Origin of the sequence: Roseomonas nitratireducens (genome assembly GCF_017813355.1) — a bacterium.
GTDB lineage: Bacteria > Pseudomonadota > Alphaproteobacteria > Acetobacterales > Acetobacteraceae > Neoroseomonas > Neoroseomonas nitratireducens.
In genome coordinates this window covers 1-22017 of the sequence record NZ_JAGIYZ010000005.1, presented here as the reverse complement: position 1 = coordinate 22017, position 22017 = coordinate 1, and the positions used below count along the sequence as shown (strand labels likewise).

Genomic DNA, 22017 nt, shown 5'->3' with positions numbered 1-22017 from the left:
TCGAGTACCCGTGCCCCCTTGTAGCAGCCGACCCAGAGCCCCGCTAGCGTGGCGCCCCGCGACCGCCGACGGAGAAAGCCCCATGCGACGCCACGCCCGCACCCTGATGATCGCCCTGTCCCTGGCGCCGGGCGCGACCGCCGCGCAGAACCTGACCATCGCGATCGGCGGGTCGCCGACCTCGCTGGATCCGCATTTCTACAACGCCTCCCCCAACAGCAGCCTGACGCAGCACCTGTTCGACACGCTGGTCGAGCGCGACGCCGAGGCGCGGCTGCGCCCGATGCTCGCCGAGAGCTGGCGCGCCATCGAGCCGACCGTCTGGGAATTCCGCCTGCGCGCCGGCGTGAAGTGGCATGACGGGCGCGACCTGACGGCCGACGACGTCGCCTTCACCATCGAGCGCGTGCCGACGGTGCGCAATTCGCCCGGGTCCTTCGCCGGGCTGATCCGCGCCATCACCCGCGTCGAGGTGGTCGATCCGCTGACGATCCGCTTCCACACCGCTGCCCCCCATCCGCTGCTGCCGACCGAGCTCGCCTCGATCCAGGTCATCTCCCGCCACGCCGGCACAGGGGCGGAGACCGAGCAGTACAATTCCGGCCAGGCGGCGATCGGCACGGGCCCCTATCGGCTGGGAGCCTACCGGTCGGGCGACCGGACGGAGTTCACGCGCAACGACGGCTACTGGGGCGGCGCGCAGCCCTGGGCGCGCGTGTCCTACCGCTTCATCGCCAACGACGCGGCGCGCACCGCGGCGCTGCTCGCCGGCGATGTCGACGTGATCGACCAGGTGCCGTCCACCGACCTCGCCAGGCTGCGGCAGAACCAGCGCATCAGCCTCTTTGAGATCCAGGGCCTGCGGCTGATCTACCTGATCCCCGACTATTCGCGGCGGGACGGCCCGGTCTGGGTGACGGACAATGACGGAAGGCCGCTCGCGCAGAACCCCTTCCAGGACATCCGCGTGCGCCGGGCCATGTCGATGGCGGTGGACCGCGCCGCGCTGGCCGATCGCGTCATGGAGGGCACCGCGCGGCCGACCGGCCAATGGCTGCCGCGGGGGGCCTTCGGCTTCAACCCGGACGTGCCGGTGCCGGCGACGGACCCCGAGGGCGCGCGCCGGCTGCTGGCCGAAGCGGGCTACCCGCAGGGCTTCCGCATCACCCTCTCCTGCCCCAATGACCGCTACCCGAACGATGCGCGCACCTGCCAGGCCATCGCGCAGATGTGGACGCGCATCGGCGTGCGAACCGAATTGCAGGCGCTGCCCTGGACGACCTATTCCGCCCGCACGGCGCGCCAGGAATTCAACATGCGCATGGGCGGCTGGGGCAGCGTGACCGGCGAGGCGTCCTACATGCTGGTGAACATCTTCGGCAGCTACGACCGCGAACGCCGGCGCGGTGCCGCGAATTCCTCGCGCTATTCCAACCCGGCGCTCGACGCGCTGACGGAACGCGCCGCGGCCACCCTCGACGACACGCAGCGGGAGGCGATGCTGCGCGACGCCGTCCGCATGGTCGCGGACGACGTCGCGATGATCCCGCTGTACCAGCTCGTGAACTTCTGGGCGACGCGCCGCGGCTTGGCCTATGAGGCGCGGATGGACGAGCGCACCACCGCGATGGCGGTGCGCCCGGCGAACTGAATCAGCGCGTCAGCCCTGCCGGCCGGCGACGAAGCGTTCCAGCCAGTGGATCGTGTAGTCGCCGGCCTGGAACTCCGCATCCTCCATCACCGCCTGGTGCAGCGGCAGCGTGGTGCGGATGCCGGCCACCACCATCTCCCCCAGCGCGCGGCGCATGCGGCCGATCGCCTCGGCGCGCGTCGGCGCGTGCACGACCAGCTTGGCGACCAGGCTGTCGTAGTGCGGCGGCACGGTGTAGCCGGAATACAGCGCGCTATCGACGCGCACGCCGAGCCCGCCCGGCGCGTGGTAGGTGTTCACCCGCCCGGGGCTCGGCGCGAAGGTCTCCGGGTCCTCGGCGGTGATGCGGCATTCGATCGCATGGCCGCTGAAGGCGATGTCCTTCTGCGTGTAGCCGAGCGGTTCGCCGGCCGCGATGCGGATCTGCTCCTTCACCAGGTCGATGCCGCAGACCATCTCGGTCACCGGGTGTTCGACCTGCAGGCGGGTGTTCATCTCGATGAAGGCGAACTGCCCGTCCTGCCAGAGGAACTCCAGCGTGCCGGCGTTGCGGTAGCCGAGCTTCGACAGCCCCGCCGTGACGCGCGCGCCGAGCGCCTCGCGATCCGCCGCGCTCAGCACCGGGCTTCCCGCTTCCTCGACCAGCTTCTGGTGGCGGCGCTGGAGCGAGCAGTCGCGCTCGCCGAAATGCACGACGTTGCCATGCGTGTCGGCCAGCACCTGCAGCTCGATGTGCCTCGGGCGGTCGAGATACTTCTCGAGATAGACGCTGTCGTCGCCGAAGGCGGCCTTGGCCTCGGCGCGCGCGACGCGCCACGCTTCCTCAAGCTCCGACGCGCTGCGCGCCACCTTCATCCCCCGCCCACCGCCGCCGGCGGCAGCCTTGATCAGGACGGGATACTTCACCTGCTCGGCGACCGCGCGGGCTTCCTCGAAGGTGTCGAGCGCGCCGGCGGAACCGGGCACCAGCGGCACGTCGAGCCGCCGCATCGCGTCCTTGGCCGCGATCTTGTCGCCCATCATGCGGATGTGCTCGGGCATCGGGCCGATGAACTTCAGACCGTGCGCCTCCACCATCTCGGCGAAGCGGGCGTTCTCCGACAGGAAGCCGTAGCCCGGATGCACCGCGTCCGCGCCCGTGATGGTCGCGGCCGACAGGATCGCCGCCACGTTCAGGTAGGAATCGCGCGCCGCGGGCGGGCCGATGCACACGCTCTCATCCGCCAGGCGCACATGCATCGCCGTCGCGTCCGCCGTGGAGTGCACGGCGACGGTGCGGATGCCCATCTCCTGGCAGGCGCGGTGGACGCGGAGCGCGATCTCGCCCCGGTTCGCGATCAGGACCTTGCCGAACATGATGGTTATTCGATGATCATCAGCGGTTCGCCGTACTCGACGGGCATGCCGCTCTCGATCAGCACGCGCGTCACGGTGCCCGCCCGCGGCGCCTTGATCTGGTTGTAGGTCTTCATCGCCTCGATCAGCAGCAGGGTCTGGCCCTGCGCGACCTTGGAGCCGACCGTGACGAAGGGCGCGGCGCCCGGTTCGGGCGAAAGATAGGCGACGCCCACCATCGGGCTCGTCACCGCGCCGGGGTGGTCGGCGTCCAGCGCCTCCGGCGCCACGGCCGCGGCGATCGGCGCCGGGCCGGCGACGGCGGCTGCGACCGGTGCGGCGACCGTCACCGCGGCGGGGGCGGCGACGATCGACTGGCGCACCACGCGCAGCCGCGATTCCCCGTCGACCAGCTCGATCTCGGTCAGGTCCGTCTCGCGCAGGATCTGCGCCAGTTCGCGAATCGCGGCGGCGTCGAATTGGATAAAGTTGCCCATCATTCCTCGTCCTGCTGCACGAGTTCCGCCATGGCGCGCATCGCCAGCGCGTAGCCCGCCACGCCGAGCCCGCAGATCACACCGGTCGCGGCCTTCGAGATGAAGCTGTGGTGCCGGAATTCCTCCCGACGGTGGATGTTCGTGATGTGAACCTCGATCACCGGCACATCGACCGCGAGAAGCGCGTCCATCGCCGCGATCGAGGTGGTGGTGTAGCCCGCCGGATTGATGATGATGCCCGCGGCGCGGCCGCGGCATTCCTGGATCCAGGTCACCAGCTCGCCTTCCGAATTGGTCTGCCGGAAATCGATGGCGAGGCCGAATTCCTCCGCCGTCTCGGCGCAGAGCGCCTCGACGTCGTCGAGCGTCGCGGTGCCGTACTTCTCCGGCTCTCGCACGCCAAGCATGTTGAGGTTGGGGCCGTTCAGCACGGCGATCAGGGGCGGACTCACGGATGTATCCCGCTTTCTTGGGCGGATGGGGCTAGCACGGGGGGTTTCCGGGGGGCAAGCGGCGCCCGGGGCTGCCATGCGCGCCCCTGCCTTGCGGCGCCCCCCCGGCTTCGCCACATTCCGGGCCAGCATGGACGCACGCATCGCCATCACCGTGAACGGGGAAGCCCGCGACATCGCCGCCGGCGCGACGGTCGCGGCCCTGCTGGCCGAGATCGGCCTCGACACGCGCAAGGTCGCGGTCGAGCGGAACGAGGAGATCGTGCCGCGCTCGACCTACGCCGCCGTGGCGCTCACCCCCGGCGACCGGCTCGAGATCGTGCACTTCATCGGCGGAGGCTGAGCATGGACGGGCATCCCGCCACCATCGACGATACCTGGGAGGTCGCGGGGCGGCGCTTCCGCTCCCGCCTCATCGTCGGCACCGGCCGCTACAAGTCGCTCGAGGAGACGGCGGCCTCGATCGAGGCCTCGGGCGCGGAGATCGTCACCGTCGCCGTGCGCCGCGTGAACCTGTCCGACCCCAACGCGCCGATGCTGCAGGATTTCGTCCCGCCGTCGCGCTACACCTACCTGCCCAACACGGCCGGCTGCCACACCGCCTCCGACGCGGTGCGCACGCTGCGCCTGGCGCGTGAAGCCGGCGGGTGGAACCTCGTGAAGCTCGAGGTGCTGGGGCCCCCGCCCTTCCTCTACCCGGACATGCGCGCGACCTTCGAGGCGGCCGAGGCCCTGATCAAGGACGGCTTCCAGGTGATGGTCTACTGCGCCGACGACCCGCTCGCCGCCAAGCGGCTGGAGGAGATGGGCTGCGTCGCCATCATGCCGCTCGGCGCGCCGATCGGGTCCGGGATGGGCGTGGTGAACCCCTATATGATCGGCGCCATCAAGCGGGAGGCGAAGGTGCCCGTGCTGGTGGACGCGGGCATCGGCACGGCGTCCGACGCGGCGCTCGCCATGGAACTGGGCTGCGACGCGGTGCTGCTCAATTCGGCCATCGCCCACGCGCGCGACCCGGTGCGCATGGCGCGCGCGATGAAGGCGGCGGTCGAGGCGGGGCGGGATGCCTTCCTCGCGGGGCGCATGCCGCGCAACTACAGCGCGGATCCGTCCAGCCCGATGGCAGGGCTCATTCGCTGAAGGGCGGGGGGAGAAGGGAACTTCTCCCCCCGCGCCCCCTCAACCTTCTTTGTCGGTGGGGTCTGCCTCGCCGGACCTCATCGCCCTGATCTCGGCCTCCACATCCGCCGGCGACAGATCCGCCCGCCAGACGGCCGGCACGGCCAGCGCGGCCGCCAGGCGCCGCTTGTACTCCGCCTTCGGGATCTCCATCGCGCCGAAGCGCGCGAGGTGGGAGGTCAGGAACTGCGTGTCGCACAGCACGAAGCCGCCGACCCGCAGCCGCGCCACGAGATACACCAGCGCGACCTTCGAGGCATCCGTGACGCGGGAGAACATGCTCTCCCCGAAGAAGGCGCCGCCCAGCGCCACGCCGTAGAGGCCGCCGACGAGCCGCCCGTCCCGCCAGGTCTCGACCGAATGGGCCGCGCCGCGGCGATGAAGGTCGAGGAACAGCCGCTCGATGTCGTCGTTGATCCAGGTATCCGTGCGGCCGGGCGCCGGTTCCGCGCAGCCGCGGATGACGCCGCCGAAGTCGCGGTCCGCCGTCACCTCGAAGCGGTCGGACAGCGCGGTGCGCATCAGGCGCCGGGGCAGGTGGAAGCCGGCATCGATCGGCAGCACGCCACGCAGCGCGGGGTCGAGCCAGTAGACGCGATCCGACGCCCGGCTCTCGGCCATGGGGAAGACACCCGCGGCATAGGCGCGCAGCACAAGGTCGGGCGTCACCTCGGCCTGGCGGCGGCTCATGGGCTGGGTCCGCGCCATGGGCCGGGGCGGGTCACTCTTCCTCGTCCTCCGGCGGCGCGACGGGGAGCATCGCGGTCTCCTTCGCCGTCGCCAGGGCGAGCACGGTCTCGATCCGCTCGACGCCGGCGCGGCGGCGGATCTCCTCGGCGACGAAGGCGTCGAGTTCCGCGAGCCCGGCCACGCGCAGCTTGAGCAGGAAGGTCCACGGGCCGGTCACGGCGTGGCATTCGAGAACCTGTTCGAGCGCCAGCAGCCCGTCGCGGAACTTCGCCTCCTGCGCCCCGGCGCGCAGGGCCACGAAGACGAAGGCGAGCAACGGGCAGCCGACGGCGGCGGGATCGAGATCCGCCCGCCAGCCGCGGATCGTCCCGCGCTCCTCAAGCCGCTTCACGCGCTCGGCCGTGGCGGAGACCGAGAGTCCGGCGACCTTCGCCAGCTCGGCAAGCCCCGCGGCGCCGTCATGCTGCAGCGCGACCAGGATGTTCCGGTCTATGCTGTCCATGGCCGCACCATATCCGGCACGGCCCCATCTGGAAAGGAAGAAATCGCGCGGGCTGCCCTGCCCGCGCGAGACACGTCAGACGTAGTGCTCGGCCAGCGGCCGGAAGCCGTTGAAGGCCTGGGACGCGTAGGTCGTCACATAGGCGCCGGTCGAGAGCAGCTCCACGCGGTCGCCGCAGGCCAGCGCCATGGGCAGCCGGTAGTTGGACTTCTCGTACAGCGTGTCCGTGCTGTCGCAGGTCGGGCCGGCGATCGTCACGGGGCCGTCCGCACCGCCGTCATGCGGCGTGCGGAAGCTGTACTTGATCGCCTCGCCCTCGGTCTCGGCAAGCCCGCCGAAGCGGCCGATGTCGAGATAGACCCAGCGCACCGGATCGTCCTTGCCCTTGCGGGAGACGAGCACGACCTCGCTGCTGACCACGCCCGCGTCGCCCACGAGGAAGCGGCCCGGCTCGATCAGCATCTCCGGCAGGTCGTTGCCGAAATGCTGCGTCATGGCGCCCATGATCGCCATGCCGAAATCGTCGATGCCCGGCACCTCGGCGCGGTAGCGCACCGGATAGCCGCCGCCGAGGTTCACCATGCGCAGCTTCACGCCGGCGTCCTTGAGGTCGGTGAACAGCATCGCGACGCGCGCGATCGCCCCTTCATAGGCCGCCGTGCTGGTCTGCTGGCTGCCGACATGGAAGGAGATCCCATAGGGGTCGAGGCCGAGGTCGCGCGCGCGGACCATCAGGTCGCGCGCCATCTCGAGCTCGCAGCCGAACTTGCGGCTGAGCGGCCATTCCGCGCCCTTGTTCTCGACCAGGATGCGGCAATAGACGCGCGCGCCCGGCGCGTGGCGCGCGAGCTTCTCGAGCTCCGCCTCGCTGTCGAAGGCGAACATCGTCACACCGGCGTCGTGCGCGGCCCGGATGGCGGACACCTTCTTGATGGTGTTGCCATAGGAAATGGCCTCCGGCCGCGCGCCGGCAGCAAGGCAGGCCTCGATCTCCTCCCACGACGCGGCGTCGAAGGACGAGCCCAGCGCGGTCAGGCGCGACAGGATCGGCGCGGCCGGATTGGCCTTCACCGCGTAGTAGACGCGCGCGAGCGGCAGCGCCGCCTTCAGGCGCCGATAGTTCTCCTCCACCCTGTCCACGTCGAGGACAAGGCAAGGCGTCGCGGGCGCGTGGTCGCGCAGGAACTGGGCGATCTTCGGGGTCATCGCCGCACCTCTCCAGGCTCCGGTGGGCCGCCTGTCCAGGCGACGGCCCAAGGTTGACGAAACGGTCGAACGAACCAGCGACCAAAATGAGCCGCCCGGCTGGCGCCGGACGGGGTTGCCAGAACGCTTGACGTCGTTGCGTAAACCCTTTGGCCGGTAAGGCCGGGGGCCAGAGGCACGTGCGTACTGCGTCTGTCGCGGCCTATACGCCGCGATGCGGGGGGTGCAAAGCGAAATCTTCGCCCCACCCCGAATTTTTTTCTCAAACCCGGCGAAAGGCCAGGAAAGCGGCCCGATGCCTCGCTGGCCTCCGGGCGTTTCGTCCCGCCATCCCCGCGATTCGCAGGAAGGTTACCTGTCCGTCAGGCGGCCGCCGCGGCCCCGCCGGCATTCTCGTTCGCCGCGCGGCGAAGCGCCTGCAGGAACTTCTCCCGCCGCCAGCACAGCAGCCGCCAGGCGCCCTTGGCCGCGATGTCCGCCATGCGGCCGCGGGGTTCGAGCCCGATCGACTTGAAGATCATGCCCATGCCGCGCTCGATGTGGCGGAAGCGGTAGAACTGCATCGCCCGGCCCATGTAGCCCGCGATGCAGCGGTCATGGTCGTAGGGCGTGCCCACCGGGTCGTTGCCGCAATGGAAGGCGTAGGCGAGCTCGTCGTCCTCGCTCTCCCCGATCCGCCCCAGCGCGACGCGCAGCCGGCGTGGGAAGGACAGGTTCTCGCGCGCGAGGTAGCGCCGCATGTGGTCATAGAAGAGCTTGAAGTGGCGGTACTCATCCGCCGCGATCAGACGGCAGACCTGCTTGAGCGCCGGCTCCTCCGTCGCCTCCCCGAGTGCCGTGTAGTAGGAGGAGGTGCCGGTCTCGACCATGCAGCGGGCGATCAGCTCGCCGGTGCGCGACCCGCGGATCGAGGCATCGGCGTCCAGTTGGATCTTGTAGCCCTCGCGGTAGCGCGCGAAGGCGGCCTGGAAGTCCCAGCCGGGGTCCGCCAGCATGCCCCAGCGGCCCAGGGCGTCGCCGTGCTGCGTCTCCTCCACGCCCCAATGCTCGGCCGCGGCCTGGAAGTCAGGGTCGTCGTGGAAGACGCGCGTGAGGTAGGTGACGTAGTCCGCCGCGTTGCGCTCGACCATCGCGGCGGCCTTGACCAGCGGGATGATCGCCGGATCGACCTTGGAAGGGTCGAACCGGTCCCAGCCGACCTCGTCGATATGCCAGTGCTTCATGCCTACCTCGCGGGTGCGGACGCGGCGCGCGGGGTCCCTGCCGGGCGCCCCGTTCGATGCCACGGCATTTTCGGCCCCCGCGTGGCGGTTTCAAGGCGATGTGGTGATTCGGCGCGCCGGCGTGGCGCGCGGGTCAGGCCGCCTGGGCCGCGGCGAGCATCGCCTCGGCGGCGAGAAGCCGCGCCATGGCCGCCTCGCGCTTCTCGGGAGTCATCTCCGCAGCGCCCTCAAGCGCCTTGCGGCAGGCGGCGATGCGTTCTTCCGCCGTAGCGCGGGACAGGCTCGCCACGGGGGTAGCCTCATCGGCGAGGATGGTGACGCGGTTGGGCGAGACCTCGGCGAAGCCGCCGGCGACGAACAGCTTCTCGGTCTCCTGCCCGCCCTCGCGCACGGTGATGACGCCGCCGCGCAGCGCGACGATCATCGGCGCATGGCCGGGCAGCACGCCCATCTCGCCATCCGCGGCGGGAAGCACCGCCATCTCCACGGGCCGGGAAAGCAGCAGCTTCTCCGGGGAGACGAGTTCGAGCTGGAAGGTGGCCATCCGGGGTATCCCCTAAGACTTCACATCTGGCGCGCCATCGCCGACGGCGCACCGCCTTGGGAGGATCCGGCCGCACAGCGGCCGGCGCCGCCCACTCGATTTCTCCCTCGGGCGCCACCGCAACGCGGCGAAGCCAAGGGCGGCGGATGCCGCCCGCCCGGCGCCTGAGGGCCTAAAGCTACGCGGCCGCCTTCAACCCTTCGGCCTTCTTCACGGCCTCTTCGATCGTGCCGACCATGTAGAAGGCGGCTTCCGGAAGGTGGTCGTACTCGCCCGCGCAGATCGCGGCGAAGGACCGGATCGTGTCCTCCAGCTTCACGAACACGCCCGGCGTGCCGGTGAAGACCTCGGCCACGTGGAAGGGCTGGGAGAGGAAGCGCTGGATCTTGCGCGCGCGCGCCACGACCAGCTTGTCCTCCTCGCTGAGCTCGTCCATGCCAAGGATCGCGATGATGTCCTGCAGCGACTTGTAGGTCTGCAGGATGCGCTGCACCTCGCGGGCCGTCTTGTAGTGCTCGTCACCCACGATGCGCGGGTCGAGCGCGCGCGACGTCGAGTCGAGCGGGTCCACCGCCGGGAAGATCCCCAGCTCCGCGATCGAGCGGTTCAGCACGGTCGTGGCGTCGAGGTGCGCGAAGGACGTCGCCGGCGCCGGGTCGGTCAGGTCGTCCGCGGGGACGTAGATCGCCTGCACCGAGGTGATCGAGCCCTTCTTGGTGGACGTGATCCGCTCCTGCAGCGCGCCCATGTCGGTCGACAGCGTCGGCTGGTAGCCCACCGCCGACGGGATGCGGCCGAGCAGCGCCGACACTTCCGCGCCCGCCTGGGTGAAGCGGAAGATGTTGTCGATGAAGAACAGCACGTCCTGGCCCTGCTCGTCGCGGAAGTATTCCGCCATCGACAGGCCGGACAGCGCGACGCGCGCGCGGGCGCCCGGCGGCTCGTTCATCTGGCCGTACACCAGCGCCACCTTCGAGCCTTCGGTCGTGCCTTCGCCCAGCTTGATGACGCCGGCATCGACCATCTCGTGGTACAGGTCGTTGCCCTCGCGCGTCCGCTCGCCCACGCCGGCGAAGACCGACACGCCGCCATGGCCCTTGGCGACGTTGTTGATCAGCTCCTGGATGGTCACGGTCTTGCCCACGCCCGCACCGCCGAACAGGCCGATCTTGCCGCCCTTCAGGTAAGGGGCGAGCAGGTCGATGACCTTGATGCCCGTGACGAGGATCTCGGCCGCCGTCGCCTGTTCGTCGAAGGCGGGGGCGTCGCGGTGGATCGTGTAGGACTTCTCGGCGTTCACCGGGCCGCGCTCGTCGATCGGCTCGCCGATGACGTTCAGGATGCGGCCGAGCGTCTCGGGCCCGACCGGCACCGAGATGCCCGCGCCGGTGTCGACCACCTCGGTGCCGCGCACCAGGCCGTCGGTCGTGTCCATGGCGATGCAGCGCACGGTGCGCTCGCCCAGGTGCTGCGCCACCTCGAGCACCAGCTTGCGGTCCTCGACCTTGGTGTGCAGCGCGTTGAGGATGTTGGGCAGGTCCTGCGGGAACTGCACGTCCACGACGGCGCCCAGCACCTGCGTGACCTTGCCGACATTGTTCTTCACGATGGCAATCCCCTGCTCGATCGGCGCCGCCTCGGCGGCATCGGACTTCTTCTTCGGTGCACGCGCCATCACAAGGCCTCCGCCCCGGAGATGATCTCGATCAGCTCCTTGGTGATGTTCGCCTGACGCGTGCGGTTGTAGTTGAGGGTGAGCTTGTTGATCATCTCGCCCGCGTTGCGCGTCGCGTTGTCCATCGCCGTCATCTGGCTTCCGTAGAAGCCGGCGGTGGTCTCGAGTAGCGCGCGGTAGATCTGCACGGCCAGGTTCTGCGGCAGCAGCGCGGCGAGGATCTCGTCCTCGGCCGGCTCGTATTCATACAGCGGCTGCGGGCCGGCGAGGGTGTCCTCCTCGGTCTCCGGCAGCGCGGTCGGGATCAGCTTCTGCTCGGACGGCGTCTGCGTGATCACGTTCTTGAAGCGGTTGTAGACCAGGGTGCAGACGTCGAACTCGCCCTTGTCGAGCATCGCCGTCAGCTGCGCGGCCACTTCCGCCGCGTCCTCGAAGCCCACCGCCTTCTTGCCGGCGAAGGAGATCTCGCCCACGAAGCGCGACGCGAATTCGCGCTTGAGGAAGGTCGCGCCCTTGCGGCCGACGGCCAGCACCTTCACGGTCTTGCCCTGGCCCTCAAGCTCCCGGATGCGCGCGCGCGCGAAGCGGCCCACATTGGTGTTGAAGGCGCCCGCCAGGCCGCGGTCGCCGCTGACCACGACCAGCAGGTGAACGCTGTCCCCGCCCGTGCCCACCAGCAGGGCCGGCGCGTCGGGCTGGCCCGCGACGCCGGCGCCGAGGGAGGCGAGCATGCGCTCCATCCGCTCGGCATAGGGGCGCGCGGCCTCGGCGCGGGACTGCGCGCGGCGCAGCTTCGCCGCCGCCACCATCTTCATCGCCTGCGTGATCTTCCGCGTGGACTTCACGCTGTTGATCCGCATGCGCAGGGCCTTGAGGCTCGCCATGTGTGGCTCTCCGCGCCCTGCCCGCTCAGCCGAAGGTCTTGGCGAAGGAGTCGAGGAAGGCGATCAGCTTCGCCTCGGTCTCCTTCTTGATCTCGCGGTCGTTGCGGATCGCCTCCGGGATGCCGGGCTCGCGCGTCTTGAGGTCGGCCAGCAGCCGGCGCTCGAACTCGCCCACCTGGTTCACCGGGATGCGGTCGAGATAGCCGCGCGTGCCCGCGAAGATCGAGATCACCTGCTCCTCGACCGGCACCGGCTTGTACTGCGGCTGCTTCAGCAGCTCGGTCAGCCGGGCGCCGCGGGCGAGCAGCGCCTGCGTCGTCGCGTCGAGGTCGGAGGCGAACTGCGCGAAGGCCGCCATCTCGCGGTACTGCGCGAGCTCGAGCTTGATCTTGCCCGCGACCTGCTTCATCGCCTTGATCTGCGCCGCGGAACCGACGCGGGAGACCGAGAGGCCGACGTTCACCGCAGGGCGGATGCCCTTGTAGAACAGTTCGGTCTCCAGGAAGATCTGGCCGTCCGTGATCGAGATGACGTTCGTCGGGATGTAGGCGGACACGTCGCCCGCCTGCGTCTCGATCACCGGCAGCGCCGTCAGCGAGCCCGCCTTGAAGTCGTCGTTCATCTTGGCGGCGCGCTCGAGCAGGCGCGAGTGCAGGTAGAACACGTCGCCCGGATAGGCCTCGCGGCCCGGCGGGCGGCGCAGCAGCAGCGACATCTGGCGGTAGGCGACGGCCTGCTTGGAAAGGTCGTCGTAGAAGATGACCGCGTGCATGCCGTTGTCGCGGAAGAACTCGCCCATCGCGCAGCCGGAGTAGGGCGCGAGGAACTGCATCGGCGCCGGGTCGGACGCCGTGGCGGCCACGATGATCGAGTACTCGAGCGCGCCCTGCTCCTCCAGCTGCTTCACCAGCTGGGCGACGGTCGAGCGCTTCTGCCCGATCGCGACGTAGATGCAGTAGAGCTTCTTCGACTCGTCGCCGGACGCGTTGATGGTCTTCTGGTTGATGATCGTGTCCACGATCACCGCCGTCTTGCCGGTCTGGCGGTCGCCGATGATCAGCTCGCGCTGGCCGCGGCCGATCGGGATCAGGGCGTCGATCGCCTTGATGCCCGTCTGCATCGGCTCATGCACCGACTTGCGCGGGATGATGCCGGGCGCCTTCACCTCGACGCGCGTGCGCGTCACGTCGGTCAGCGGGCCCTTGCCGTCGATCGGGTTGCCGAGCGCGTCCACGACGCGACCCAGCAGGCCCTTGCCGACCGGCACGTCGACGATCGACCCGGTGCGGGAGACGGTGTCGCCCTCGCGGATGTTCTTGTCGTCGCCGAAGATCACGACGCCGACATTGTCGGCCTCGAGGTTCAGCGCCATGCCGCGGATGCCGGCGGAGGGGAACTCCACCAGCTCACCCGACATCACGTTCGCCAGGCCATACACGCGGGCGACGCCGTCGCCCACGGTCAGCACGGTGCCCACCTCGGCCACGTTGGCGTCGGCGTCGAACCCGGCGATCTGCTTCTTGAGAATCTCCGAGATTTCGGCGGGACGAATATCCATGGTCAGGCGGCCCCTTTCATCGCGTACTGCAGGCGCTGCAGCTTGGACTTGATGCTGTTGTCGTAAAGGCGAGAGCCGATCCGCACGACGAGCCCGCCCAGGATGGCGGGATCGACGGTCTCGGACAGGCGCACGCCGGAGAAGCCCGCTTCGGTCAGCCGCGCGACGATCTGCGCGCGCTGCGTGTCGGTCAGCGGATGGGCGGTCGTCACCTCGGCCGTCTGCTGCCCGCGCCGTTCGGCGAGCAGCATGCCGAAGGCGGCGGCAACGGAAGGCAGCGCCGACAGGCGCCGGTTGGTGATCATCACGCCGAGCAGGTTGCGCACCTCCGTCCCGGTGCCCACACGGTCGAGGATCGCGAAGACCCCCGCGCGCTGCTTGGCACCGTCCAGGCGCGGATCGGCGATGAAGCGGCGGAACCCCTCGTCGCCCTGCCAGAGGGACAGCAGCCCCTCGAGGTCGGCGGCGATGCGGTCGATCGCGCCGGGCTCCGCTTGGCGCAGGTCGTCGGCAAGGCCGATCAGCGCCTGGGCATAGCGGGCGGGCGCGCCCACGGGGTTGTGGGGGGCGGACATTCTGGTCTGGATGGTCTCGGCGGCGGCCACGGGCGATCCGGGTCCTGTTCTGCTTGGCTGCACGTAAGGACATGCCCACGCGAGGCTGCCCCCGGCGGCGGCGGGCGCTTAACATGGCGTTTGCCGCACCGCAACCGACCGCGCCACGAAAAGCGCCCCATGACGCGCCTTTCGCCGCTTTGTGCCAGCATCGGCGCCATGGCGGGCGGCTTCTTCGGCTGGCGGGTGGTGGCGGCGGCCTTCGCGCTCGCGGCCTATGCCTGGGGAATCGGCTTCTACGGGCCGGGCCTGTGGCTGCTGGCGCTGACGGAAGGCCGCGGCTGGTCGGTGGGCACGGTCTCGGCCGCCATCACCCTGCATTTCCTGGCCAGCGCGGCGATCGTCTCCCGCCTGCCCCGGCTGCACGACCGCTTCGGCCCGGTCGCGGTCACCCGCGCCGGAATCGTGCTGGCCGCGGCCGGCGCGGCCGCCTGGGCCTTCGCCGCAGCACCCTGGCAGCTCGCGCCGGCGGCGCTGCTGACCGCCGCGGGCTGGGCGGTCACCGGCGGGGCGGCGATCAACGCGCTGATCTCCCGCTGGTTCGACCGCGCCCGCCCGGCCGCGCTCGCCATGGCCTACAACGGCGCCTCGATGGGCGGGATCCTCTTTGCCCCGCTGTGGACGGCGCTGATCGCGGGCCTGGGCTTCCCCGCCGCGGCGTTGCTGATCGGCGCGGGCGGCATCCTGCTGCTCTGGCCCCTGGCCGGGCGCTATTTCGGCCCCGACCCCGCCGCGATGGGCCAGCATCCGGACGGCGCCCCCACCGCGCCGCCGCCCCGCCCGGTGGCCGCGCCGGCCGGGGCGCTGCGCTCCCAGCCCGGCTTCCGCAGCCTGACCATCGCCTTCGCCCTGGGCATGGTGGCGCAGATGGGGCTGCTGTCGCAGCTCGCCTCGCTGCTCGCGCCCGCGCTGGGCGTCCGGGGGGCGGGCCTCGCGCTGAGCCTCGCCACGATCTGCGCGGTGGTCGGGCGCACGGCGGTCGGCTGGCTGCTGCCGCCCGGGGCGGACCGGCGGCGCGCGGCGGTGCTGAACTTCGCGGTCCAGGCGGCGGGAAGCCTGTGCCTGGTCGCCGCGGGCGGGGATGGCGCGGCGCTCGCGCTGCTGGCCTGCGCGCTGTTCGGCCTGGGCCTGGGCAACCTGCTGTCCCTGCCGCCGCTGATCGTGCAGGCGGAATGGCCGCCGGCGCAGGTGGGCGCGGTGGTCGCCGCCCTCAGCGCCGTCACCCAGGCCTGCTACGCCTTCGCCCCCGCGATCTTCGGCCTGCTGCGGGAAGCGGCCGGCGACGCGCCGGTCGCGCCCGCCGCCCTGCTGCTGCAGCTGCTCGCCGCGGCGATGGTGCTGCGCCGCCGCTGACGCGCTTGCCGCCCCGCCCAGCGCGGGCGAGCATCCGCCCGATCGCCCAGGGGACGAAGCGCACATGCTCGACAATCCGCCGCTGCTGACCATCCATCGCGGCCACCACCGCCCGGACAAGGCGCTCATCGAGGCCTTCCGCGGCGCGCAGACCTCCCACCTGGCGGATGCCATGGACGGGCGCGGCGCGCTCGACTGGCGCATCAAGCCGATGGACGAGGCGAACGCCGCCTTCGTCGGCCCCGCCATCACCGCCTTCGCCTACCCGGCCGACATCGTCGCGGTCTATGGCGCGCTGTCGGAAGCCGAGCCCGGCGACGTCATCGTCGTCGCCAACGACGCCTATACGGGCACCGCCGTGATCGGCGACCTCGTCGCGGGCATGATGAAGAACAAGGGCGTCGCCGCCTTCGTCACCGACGGGCTGGCGCGCGACCGGGCGGGCATCGTCGCCGCCGGCCTGCCGCTCTTCGCCGCGGGGATCATGCCGGCCTCCCCGGCCGCGAACGGGCCGGGCCTCGTCGGCGCGCCGATCACCATCGGCGGGCAGCATGTGCGCTCCGGCGACATCGTCGTCGGCGACGCGGACGGCGTCGTGGTGGTGCCGCAGGACCGCGCGGCGGCGGTGCTGGACCGCCTCGCCGCCGTGCGGGCGGCCGAAGCCAAGGCGGTGGCGAATGTCGAGGGCGGTGCGACCGGCAACGACCGCATCCGCGCCTTCGTCGCCGGCGCGCGCATCATCGGCCCGTGAACGGATCCCACAGCGGCATCCCCAGCACCGCCGCGACCAGGATCAGCGCGTAGCCGGCGCCGCGGAAGACGCGCTCGCTCGCCAGCCCGAACAGCGCCGTCCCGCCCCACAGGCCGGCGGCGTAGGCCGGGCCGGCGGCGAGCGCGAGCCAGGCGGTCTGCCAGCCGAACAGCCCGCGCCAGGCGAAGGCCGCCGTCACCGCCACCGTCAGGACGGCGAAGTACAGGTTCATGTTGGCGCGCACCGTCGCCGCCGGCGCCGCCCGCCCCAGCCACCAGGCCGCCGGCGGCACGCCGCCCAGCATGGCCGTGCCGCTCATCGCCCCGCCCAGCGCGCCGACGCCGAACAGCAGCGGCGCCGAATCCGGCCCGCGATAGCGCCAGCCCGAGGCCAGCACCGCGACGGCCAGCAGCACCAGCGCCGTCAGCCCCCAGCGCAGCGCCACCGGATCCGTCGCGGCGAGGATCATCGCCCCGATCGGCACCGCGCAGATCGCCCCGCCGCTCATCACCGCCACCTCCCGCCGCGCGGCCAGCCGCCAGGCATTCGGCAGGAACACCAGGCAGGAGACGCATTCGAGCAGCGCCAGCACCGGGATCGCCGCGCGCGGCCCGACGGCGGCCGAGGCCAGCGGCACGAAGACCAACGCCGCGCCGAAGCCCGAGAAGCCGCGCGACAGCCCGCCCGCCAGCGCCGCCGCGGCGACGCCGAGCAGCGCCGCCGCGGGCGGCAGATGCGCCAGAACCTGTTCCATCCGGGCCGAGCCTCCGCCGCCCGGCGCCCCGCGTCCAGGCGGGGGCGCGCAACCCACGCTTGCAGACGGCGCCGATCCGTCCTTCCATCCCGCCGCCGCGCCCGCATGGGCCGGGAGGGAGAGAAACGCATGACACCTTCACGACTGAGGCTTGGCCTGTTCGCGGCACTGGTCGCCGGCCCCGCTCTCGCCCAGGCTCCGGCCCCCGCGCAGGCGCCCGCCGTGCCCGGCTGGGCGGTCGGCCGGCCGGAGGGCTCGACGCTCGCGCCGCACGCCCCGCGCCTGACCGTGACGCCGCTCGACCAGGTGCCGGTCAGCCAGATCCGCCTGCCCCCGGGCTTCCGCGCCGAGGTCTACGCGCACGGCATGCCGGGCGCGCGGATGATGGCCGAAGGCCCGAACGGCACGATCTTCGCCGGCACGCGCGCGATCGGCCGCGTCTACGCCGTCAGCCGCAACCCGGACGGCACGACGCGCACGCGCATCATCGCCCAGGGCCTGGCGCAGCCGAACGGCCTCGTGATGATCGGCACCAGCCTGTACGTCATCGCGGTCAACCGCGTGCTGCGCTACGACAACATCGAAGCGAACCTCGACAACGTCCCCGCGCCGGTGGACCTGACCGCCGCCTTCGGCCTGCCGACCGAGCAGGACCACGCGGGCAACCACCACTGGAAGTTCGCGTCGCTCGGCCCGGATGGCCGCATCTACACGAATGTCGGCGTGAACTGTAACGTCTGCCAGACGGACCGCGACCGCTTCGCGCTGCTCGTCTCCTTCAACCCGGACGGCAGCGACCGGCGGATCGAGGCGCGCGGCATCCGCAACAGCGTCGGCATGGCGCACCACCCCGTCACGCGCGAGCTCTGGGCGACCAACAACGCGCGCGACTGGGCCGGCAACGACTGGCCGCAGGACACGCTGCACCGCATCCGCCGCAGCGGCGAAGACCACGGCTTCCCGTTCTGCTCGGCCGGCGCGGCCGACCCGCAGCACAACAACGGCCGCCAGTGCAGCGAGTTCGTGCAGCCCGCCGCGCTGCTCGGCCCGCATGTCGCCTCGCTCGGCATGCGCTTCTACACGGGCACCATGTTCCCCGAGCAGTACCGGAACCAGATCTTCATCGCCCGGCGCGGCTCCTGGAACCGCGAACGCCTGACCGGCTACGACGTGGTGGTCGCGCATCTCGACCCGCAGGGCAACGTGATGCGGATCGAGGAGTTCATGACCGGCCTGCGCGACGACGCGAACCAGCGCTTCCATGACCGCCCGGTCGACGTGCACGTGATGCGCGACGGCTCGCTGCTCGTGGCCGGGGAGCAGATGGGCGCGATCTACCGCATCACCTACAGCCGGTGAGGATCGCTACGATCGTGGCGGCGGCGCTGATCGCCGCCGCCACGGCCCCCGCCGCGCGGGCGCAGGATGCCGCGCGCGGCGCCGAGCTCGCCGCCCATCGCTGCGTCAACTGCCATGGCGAGAATGGGCGGAGCGGGATGGCGGACATCCCCTCCCTCGCCGGCCAGCCGGCCGGCTACATCACGGTGCAGATGATCCTGTTCCGCGAGGGCATCCGCCAGGTGCCGGCGATGCTCGCCTTCGCCGAGGGCGTGCCGGACCGCGACATCGAGGACATCGCCGCCTGGTTCGCCAGCCTGCCGCCCGGCCCGCCGGAGGACCGGCGCCCGCGCGACGCCGCCCTGTTCGCCGCCGGGCAGGCGATCGCGGGCCCGCGCAATTGCGGCGTCTGCCACCTGCCGGGCTATTCCGGGCGGGAGCAGATGCCGCGCCTGGCCGCGCAGCGGGAGGAATACCTCGCCCGCGCCATGCGCGAATACCGCGACGGCCAGCGCGTCGGCGTCGATTCCCAGATGAACGGGGCGGTGTTCGGGCTTTCGGACGCCGAGCTCGACGCGCTCGCGCACTATCTCTCGCAGCGGGACTGAACGCCCCGGGCGGGCGGCCCCGTTGCCGCCCGCGCTGCCACGGGCTAACGCTGCCGCGCCATGACACCGCCCCCGGACGCCATGCCGGCCGCTTCCCCCGGCGCGTCCGCCGCCGCCCGAAACGAAGGCCCCCTGCCCGCGCTGCGCGCGCGGATCGCGGCCGGGCTGATCGCCGCCGACCCGGCGCAGGAACTCGCGGCCGAGAAGCTGCAGGACCTCTGGCGCCGCACGCGCGGCTACGACCCCAAGTCCGAGCCGCCGGAAAGCCGCGGCTTCCTCTCCCGCTTCTTCCGCCGCAAGCCGGTCGAGGAAGCGCCCGAAGGCGCGCCGGTCGGGCTGTACCTCGTCGGCGAGGTCGGGCGCGGCAAGTCCATGCTGATGGACCTGTTCTTCGAATCGGCCGACGTGCCGCGCAAGAAGCGCCTGCACTTCCACCAGTTCATGCAGCAGGCGCACCGGCGCATCCATGCCTGGAAGATGCGCGACGCCGACGCGCCCGCGCCGCGCGACGTGCACGACCACGACCCGATCCCGCCGCTCGCGGATTCGATCGTCGCCGAGGCCGCGTTGTTGTGCTTCGACGAATTCCAGGTGCACGACATCACCGACGCGATGATCCTCGGCCGGCTGTTCGAGGCGCTGTTCGCCCGCGGCGTGGTCGTCGTCGCCACGTCGAACACCACGCCGGACGACCTGTTCAAGGGCAAGCCGGGGCGCGACGCCTTCCTGCCCTTCATCGCGCTGATCAAGTCGCGGATCGAGGTGCTGGTGCTCGATTCCGCGCGCGACTACCGGCGCGACCGCATCCGCGGCCTGCCCACCTGGCACGTGCCGCCGGACGGGCGGGCGGAACGCGCGCTCGACGCCGCCTTCGCGGAACTGACGGGCGAGGCGCCGGCGGCGCCGATGCACCTGACGCTGCTCGGCCGGTCGGTCGCGGTGCCGCAGGCCGCCCGCGGCGTGGCGCGCTTCGCCTTCGACGAGATCTGCGGCCGCCCGCTCGGCCCGGCGGACTACCTCGCCGTCGCGACGCATTTCCACACCGTCGTGCTGGACGGCATCCCGCGCCTGGGGCCGGAGAATTTCGACCGCGCGCGGCGCTTCATCACGCTGATCGACACGCTGTACGAGCACCGCTGCAAGCTGGTGGCCAGCGCCGAGGACCATCCCGACCGGCTGTACGAGCGCGGCGAGAACGCGGCGATGTTCGAGCGCACGGCGTCGCGGCTGGTCGAGATGCAGAGCCAGGACTACCTCGCCCTGCCGCACCTCACCTGAGCCAGGCGTCCAGGTCGGCGAGCAGCGGATCGAGGCTCGCGGCCCAGGCGCCCGTCAGCGCGTTGATCGGTTCGAGCCAGATGCGGTGCCGCAGCGCGAGCAGCCGCGACAGCCGCGCCATGCAGAAGCGGAGGCCCGCCGCCTGCGCCATGCCGGGCATCACCTCGAACACCGCCGTTCCCGCATGCGCGAAGAGCAGCAGGCCGAGCGCCGCGCCGTGCGGTGCCACGATGACGCGCGCCCCGCGGATGAGGCGCACCTGCTCGAGGAAGCCGCGGCCGGAGAACAGGCGGACGCCGAAGCCGCGCGCCGCGAGCGCTTCCTCGAGCGCGGCCTCGTTGCCCAGGGCGCGCTTGGCCGCGTCGCGGCGGGAGATGTAGAGCAGCGGCGGCAGCCCGTCCGCCGGGGCGGGCGAGGCATCGGCCGCGTCGGCGATCGATCCGATCAGGTCGCGATGCGCGCCGAGCGGCGCGATGGTGTGGGCGCCGAAGGGCCCGAAATACAGGCGCCGCACGAACAGCGCATCGCCCGCGGGCAGGATCGGCGGCGGCTCGCCGCCCGCCAGCACGGCGAGGGCTTCCGCCTTGTAGGGTGCCGCGTCCGGCTGCATCGCGAGCGGAACGGGGGGGACGCCCGGCGCGAAGCGCCAGGCGATGCTGGGCAGCGCGTCCGCGACCCAGTGGAACATGTTGTTGAACTGCTCGACGGCGAAGACGGCCTCCTCGACCGCCGGCGCGGTCGACATGGCATCGAGCGACGCGGCCGGCAGGGGTTGTTCCACGCCGCGCAGGAGATGGCCAAGGAGCCCGCCCTCGCTCCGCCAGACCTGGCCGAACCGGTTGATGAAGACGTCGTGGTGGGCCCTGACCTCGAGCGGCCGGCGGCGGGCCGCGATCATGCCCTCGAAGGTCTCGGCCTGCTTCGCGAAGGCCGCGAGGACATGCGGCCGGAGACCGGGCGCGGCCACGATCTCGGGCGGCGCGCCGCCCGGGCGTGGTTGCGCATCCCCCGCGACGTAGGCGAAGGGCGCCGGGTGCGTCTGGACCTCCGCCGGCGTGCTCGCGAGGCGCGCGGCGAGCGTCCGGGCGGCGAGGCGGAGGTCGGGCCGGGCCGAGGCCTCGTTGCCGATCCGCCCGAGCAGTTGCAGCACCGCGCCGCGCGCGTCCTCGGCGGGCAGGATGGCCGGGTCGGAATGCAGCACCGCCCAGGCCTCGGCCGCATGGCCCGCGACGGCGAGGCGCCACGCCATCAGCGCGCGCATCCTCGGCGCGAGGGGGGCCGCTATCGCGGCGGCGACGGAGGCGGCGATCGCGTCCGCATCCCGCAATTCGATCGCCGCGGCGACATGCAGGGGAACCAGGCCGGGCAACTGGTCCGCGGGCGGGATATCGGCCAGGCGTCGCGCGATCCCCGCGATGTCGCCCGCCTCGCTCATCGCCATCACCTCCGCGCGGAGGATCGCGCGCGGGTTCGCGCGCGGGGGGCTGGGGCGCTGGCTGCTGGCCATTCCGGACACGGATCGACAATAGCCGCTTGGCCGGCGCGCCGGAACCCGACCGCCGGGCCCCGTCGCCCACACAATCGTCAAGAATGCGTTTCACCCCTTGGCGGACCGGCGGGGGGCGTCTAGACCCTTTGCCCAAGAAACACGCAGCAATGAATCGAGAGGCCCACGCATGTTCCGACCGCTCGCTTTCGCGCTTGTCGCCCTGGCCGGCCTGCTGAGCCTCGCGCCGGCGGCCGAGGCCCGCACCCGCTCCAGCGAGGCCCAGGCCCAGTCGCGCCCGGCCTCGACCCAGGCGGCGCGGGCGACGGCGACCCGCCGGGCGGCGGCGCCGGAACGGCAGCAGGCCCGGGCCGCGGCCCCCGCGCCGCGCGGGGCGGCCGCCCCCAGCCGGACGGCGGCGGGCCGCCAGGCGGCTGCC

General features: G+C 71.8%; 23 protein-coding genes. 9 read left to right on the top strand and 14 right to left on the bottom strand.

All coding sequences use genetic code 11. From position 1 onward, the window contains the following. Nucleotides 1-82 precede the first annotated feature (82 nt). Nucleotides 83-1651: an ABC transporter substrate-binding protein gene (locus J5Y09_RS06905; protein ID WP_245216901.1), complete on the top strand. Its 1569-nt coding sequence runs from the start codon at nucleotides 83-85 to the stop codon at nucleotides 1649-1651. Between the two features lie 9 nt (nucleotides 1652-1660). Here J5Y09_RS06905 and accC read toward each other — a convergent pair whose 3' ends face one another. From accC to aroQ, 3 genes are read right to left on the bottom strand one after another with little or no spacing between them, the layout of a single operon-like run. Then, nucleotides 1661-3007 carry an acetyl-CoA carboxylase biotin carboxylase subunit gene (gene accC / locus J5Y09_RS06900; RefSeq protein ID WP_209351023.1) on the bottom strand — a complete coding sequence of 449 codons (1347 nt, stop codon included), beginning with the start codon at nucleotides 3005-3007 and terminating at the stop codon, nucleotides 1661-1663. Between the two features lie 5 nt (nucleotides 3008-3012). Then, nucleotides 3013-3486, bottom strand: a complete 474-nt coding sequence (accB, locus tag J5Y09_RS06895) for an acetyl-CoA carboxylase biotin carboxyl carrier protein (RefSeq protein ID WP_432761233.1) — start codon at nucleotides 3484-3486, stop codon at nucleotides 3013-3015. Further along, entirely contained in the window at nucleotides 3483-3935 is a 453-nt protein-coding gene (gene aroQ, locus J5Y09_RS06890) for a type II 3-dehydroquinate dehydratase (protein WP_209351022.1), read from the bottom strand. Before aroQ ends, accB begins: the two co-directional genes overlap by 4 nt. Before the next feature lie 130 nt (nucleotides 3936-4065). On the opposite strand from aroQ, the gene thiS reads away from it, so the two are divergent. Both thiS and J5Y09_RS06880 read left to right on the top strand, forming a co-directional pair. After that, entirely contained in the window at nucleotides 4066-4278 is a 213-nt protein-coding gene (gene thiS / locus J5Y09_RS24730; RefSeq protein ID WP_245216900.1) for a sulfur carrier protein ThiS, read from the top strand. Between the two features lie 2 nt (nucleotides 4279-4280). Beyond that, a complete protein-coding gene (locus tag J5Y09_RS06880; protein WP_209351020.1) occupies nucleotides 4281-5075 on the top strand; it encodes a thiazole synthase in 795 nt (264 codons plus the stop codon). Nucleotides 5076-5114: 39 nt separating this feature from the next. On the opposite strand, the gene aat is transcribed toward J5Y09_RS06880, so the two are convergent. The 9 genes from aat to atpH all read right to left on the bottom strand — a co-directional run bounded on the left by aat (nucleotide 5115) and on the right by atpH (nucleotide 13971). Further along, complete coding sequence (gene aat, locus J5Y09_RS06875; protein WP_209351019.1) at nucleotides 5115-5804, bottom strand: leucyl/phenylalanyl-tRNA--protein transferase; 690 nt, start codon at nucleotides 5802-5804, stop codon at nucleotides 5115-5117. Nucleotides 5805-5835: 31 nt separating this feature from the next. Continuing rightward, entirely contained in the window at nucleotides 5836-6306 is a 471-nt protein-coding gene (locus J5Y09_RS06870) for an Lrp/AsnC family transcriptional regulator (protein ID WP_209351018.1), read from the bottom strand. 75 nt (nucleotides 6307-6381) lie between these two features. Beyond that, a complete protein-coding gene (locus J5Y09_RS06865; protein WP_209351017.1) occupies nucleotides 6382-7512 on the bottom strand; it encodes a type III PLP-dependent enzyme in 1131 nt (376 codons plus the stop codon). 362 nt (nucleotides 7513-7874) lie between these two features. Further along, nucleotides 7875-8735, bottom strand: coding sequence for a ferritin-like domain-containing protein (locus J5Y09_RS06860; protein ID WP_209351016.1), 861 nt, complete (start codon nucleotides 8733-8735; stop codon nucleotides 7875-7877). A gap of 133 nt (nucleotides 8736-8868) precedes the next feature. Beyond that, on the bottom strand, nucleotides 8869-9279 hold the full coding sequence (gene atpC, locus J5Y09_RS06855) for an ATP synthase F1 subunit epsilon (RefSeq protein ID WP_209351015.1): 411 nt from the start codon (nucleotides 9277-9279) through the stop codon (nucleotides 8869-8871). A 178-nt stretch (nucleotides 9280-9457) separates the two neighbouring features. Beyond that, nucleotides 9458-10888 carry a F0F1 ATP synthase subunit beta gene (gene atpD / locus J5Y09_RS06850; RefSeq protein WP_209351177.1) on the bottom strand — a complete coding sequence of 477 codons (1431 nt, stop codon included), beginning with the start codon at nucleotides 10886-10888 and terminating at the stop codon, nucleotides 9458-9460. Nucleotides 10889-10953: 65 nt separating this feature from the next. Next, a complete protein-coding gene (locus tag J5Y09_RS06845; protein WP_209351014.1) occupies nucleotides 10954-11838 on the bottom strand; it encodes a F0F1 ATP synthase subunit gamma in 885 nt (294 codons plus the stop codon). Nucleotides 11839-11863: 25 nt separating this feature from the next. Next, entirely contained in the window at nucleotides 11864-13396 is a 1533-nt protein-coding gene (gene atpA, locus J5Y09_RS06840; protein ID WP_209351013.1) for a F0F1 ATP synthase subunit alpha, read from the bottom strand. A 2-nt stretch (nucleotides 13397-13398) separates the two neighbouring features. Next, on the bottom strand, nucleotides 13399-13971 hold the full coding sequence (atpH, locus tag J5Y09_RS06835) for an ATP synthase F1 subunit delta (RefSeq protein ID WP_209351012.1): 573 nt from the start codon (nucleotides 13969-13971) through the stop codon (nucleotides 13399-13401). 159 nt (nucleotides 13972-14130) lie between these two features. On the opposite strand from atpH, the gene J5Y09_RS06830 reads away from it, so the two are divergent. Together J5Y09_RS06830 and J5Y09_RS06825 are read left to right on the top strand one after the other, a co-directional pair. After that, nucleotides 14131-15363, top strand: a complete 1233-nt coding sequence (locus J5Y09_RS06830; RefSeq protein WP_209351011.1) for an MFS transporter — start codon at nucleotides 14131-14133, stop codon at nucleotides 15361-15363. A gap of 64 nt (nucleotides 15364-15427) precedes the next feature. Further along, nucleotides 15428-16114: an RraA family protein gene (locus J5Y09_RS06825; RefSeq protein ID WP_209351010.1), complete on the top strand. Its 687-nt coding sequence runs from the start codon at nucleotides 15428-15430 to the stop codon at nucleotides 16112-16114. On the opposite strand, the gene J5Y09_RS06820 is transcribed toward J5Y09_RS06825, so the two are convergent. After that, nucleotides 16101-16868 carry a sulfite exporter TauE/SafE family protein gene (locus J5Y09_RS06820; protein WP_209351009.1) on the bottom strand — a complete coding sequence of 256 codons (768 nt, stop codon included), beginning with the start codon at nucleotides 16866-16868 and terminating at the stop codon, nucleotides 16101-16103. The two genes, J5Y09_RS06825 and J5Y09_RS06820, sit on opposite strands and share 14 nt — an antisense overlap. Before the next feature lie 129 nt (nucleotides 16869-16997). Between J5Y09_RS06820 and J5Y09_RS06815 the strand changes: the two genes are divergently transcribed. The 3 genes from J5Y09_RS06815 (at nucleotide 16998) to zapE (ending at nucleotide 20092) form a co-directional block, all read left to right on the top strand. Further along, nucleotides 16998-18227: a PQQ-dependent sugar dehydrogenase gene (locus tag J5Y09_RS06815; RefSeq protein WP_209351008.1), complete on the top strand. Its 1230-nt coding sequence runs from the start codon at nucleotides 16998-17000 to the stop codon at nucleotides 18225-18227. Continuing rightward, nucleotides 18224-18814 carry a c-type cytochrome gene (locus J5Y09_RS06810; protein WP_209351007.1) on the top strand — a complete coding sequence of 197 codons (591 nt, stop codon included), beginning with the start codon at nucleotides 18224-18226 and terminating at the stop codon, nucleotides 18812-18814. The genes J5Y09_RS06815 and J5Y09_RS06810 overlap by 4 nt, the downstream gene beginning before the upstream one ends. Before the next feature lie 81 nt (nucleotides 18815-18895). Next, the gene (zapE, locus tag J5Y09_RS06805) at nucleotides 18896-20092 is read left to right on the top strand and encodes a cell division protein ZapE (RefSeq protein WP_209351176.1); all 1197 of its coding nucleotides are present in this window, start codon (nucleotides 18896-18898) and stop codon (nucleotides 20090-20092) included. On the opposite strand, the gene J5Y09_RS06800 is transcribed toward zapE, so the two are convergent. Beyond that, nucleotides 20085-21599: a glycosyltransferase family 61 protein gene (locus J5Y09_RS06800; protein WP_209351006.1), complete on the bottom strand. Its 1515-nt coding sequence runs from the start codon at nucleotides 21597-21599 to the stop codon at nucleotides 20085-20087. The genes zapE and J5Y09_RS06800 overlap by 8 nt on opposite strands. A 169-nt stretch (nucleotides 21600-21768) precedes the next feature. Here J5Y09_RS06800 and J5Y09_RS06795 point away from each other — a divergent pair. Next, nucleotides 21769-22017, top strand: a 249-nt coding sequence (locus J5Y09_RS06795) for a hypothetical protein (RefSeq protein WP_209351005.1), incomplete at its 3' end; no start/stop codon positions are given.